This window comes from Micromonospora globispora (assembly GCF_003857015.1).
GTDB classification, from domain to species: domain Bacteria; phylum Actinomycetota; class Actinomycetes; order Mycobacteriales; family Micromonosporaceae; genus Micromonospora; species Micromonospora globispora.
Window position 1 is genome coordinate 1 of record NZ_QGGF01000105.1, and the last position, 1,827, is coordinate 1,827.

The 1,827-nt window shown below is 74.8% G+C and carries 3 protein-coding genes; 2 read left to right on the forward strand and 1 reads right to left on the reverse strand.

Annotation, left to right across the window (positions count from 1 at the left end):
* Positions 1–53 precede the first annotated feature (53 nt).
* Both DKL51_RS03880 and def read left to right on the forward strand, forming a co-directional pair.
* A complete protein-coding gene (locus DKL51_RS03880; protein ID WP_124811728.1) occupies positions 54–809 on the forward strand; it encodes a TetR/AcrR family transcriptional regulator in 756 nt (251 codons plus the stop codon).
* A gap of 50 nt (positions 810–859) precedes the next feature.
* On the forward strand, positions 860–1,369 hold the full coding sequence (def, locus tag DKL51_RS03885) for a peptide deformylase (RefSeq protein ID WP_124811729.1): 510 nt from the start codon (positions 860–862) through the stop codon (positions 1,367–1,369).
* 2 nt (positions 1,370–1,371) lie between these two features.
* Here def and DKL51_RS03890 read toward each other — a convergent pair.
* Positions 1,372–1,827, reverse strand: a 456-nt coding sequence (locus tag DKL51_RS03890; protein WP_124811730.1) for a GNAT family N-acetyltransferase, incomplete at its 5' end; no start/stop codon positions are given.

The following is a 1,827-nucleotide window of genomic DNA, read 5'->3' on the forward strand; positions in this document are numbered from 1 at the left end:
GGCCCCGCACCGCGGGCCCTGACCGTCGCCCGGCCGCCGGTAGGGTCCGCGTGGTGACCACCGAGTACAGCGGCACCGGGGATCCCGCCCGCAGCCTCGCCCTGCTCTGGCGTACCCGGGACCGGCCCAGCCGCCGGGGCGGCGACCTGAGCGTCGAGCGGATCGTCCGCGCCGCCATCGACGTCGCCGACGCCGAGGGGCTCGCGGCGCTGTCCATGCGCCGCGTCGCCGAGCGGCTCGGCGTCGGCACCATGTCGCTCTACACGCACGTGCCCGGCAAGGGTGAACTGCTCGACGTCATGCTCGACACCGTCTACGGCGAGACCGCCCGGCCGCGCGACGTCCCCGGCGGGTGGCGGGGGCGGCTGGAGCAGATCGCCCGGGAGAACTGGGCGCTCTACCTGCGCCACCCGTGGCTGCTGCAGGTCGCCACCACCCGGCCGCCGCTGGGCCCCAACCTCACCGCCAAGTACGAGTACGAACTGGCCGCGGTCGACGGCGTCGGCCTGACCGACCTGGAGATGGACTCCGTCGTCACCCTCGTCAACGGCTACGTCCACGGCGCGGTACGTGGCGCGGTGGAGGCCGCCCAGGCGACGCAGCGCACCGGGATGACCGAGCAGCAGTGGTGGCACGCCCACGCCCCGTACCTGGAGAAGGTGATGGACCCGCGGCGGTTTCCCCTCGCCACCCGGGTCGGCACCGCCGCCGGGCAGGAGTACCAGGCCGCCGCCGACCCGGCCCGGGCGTTCGAGTTCGGCCTGGCGCGCATCCTCGACGGCATCGAGGTGCTCGTCCGCAGCCGCTGACCGGCGGGTGGGCGCACCGGCGGCGGTAACGGACGGATAGCCTTCCGGGCATGACTATGCGCCCGATCCGGATCATCGGCGACCCCGTCCTGCGTACCTCGTGCGAACCGGTGACCAGCTTCGACGCCGACCTGCGCGCCCTGGTCGCCGACCTGATGGACACGCTGCTCGGCGCGCCCGGCCGGGCCGGCGTGGCGGCCCCGCAGATCGGGGTGAGCGCGCAGGTGTTCGTCTACGACGCCGACGGTCACCGCGGCCACCTGATCAACCCGACGTTGGAGCTGTCCGAGGAGCTGCAGGACGACGACGAGGGTTGCCTGTCCATCCCGGGGCTGTACTTCCCGACGCCCCGCGCGATGCATGCCACCGCGCACGGCTTCGACCAGCACGGCCAGCCGCTCACCATCTCCGGCAGCGGTTTCCTGGCCCGCGCCCTGCAGCACGAGACCGACCACCTGCGGGGACGCCTCTACGTCGACACGCTGCGCGGCGACACCCGCCGCCGGGCACTGCGGGAGATCCGCGCCGGCCGCTTCCACTCACCCAGCCGCGGCCTCTGACCTCACCGCCGGGCGCGCAGGCCGCACTCGACGAAGTCGGCGACCGGGGTGAAGCCGAGCCGCTGGTAGAGCCGCACGGCCGCGGTGTTGTCCGCCCGGACGTTGAGGGTGACGTGGTCGACGGTGTCGCGCAGCCGGGCGCAGAGCGCAGCCACGGCGGCGCCGGCCAGCCCACGTCCGCGGACGCGAGGGTGGGTGGTGACGTTGCCGAGGGCGGCGACCCGCCAGGTCGGTGACCAGACGTGCACGCCGGCGACGGCGACCAGCTCCCCGGCCTCACGGATGCCCACGTACTGCCCGGTGTCCAGCATCCGCGGGTCGAACCAGTTGCCGGGGTAGGCGGCGGCGTAGAGGGCGAGCAGCTCCGGCAGGTCGGCCGGGCCGAGCGGCGCACCGGCCGGGGTGACCCGGGCCAGCCGCGCGGGGTCGGTCAGCGCCATCCGGTGGTGCGGCGCGGC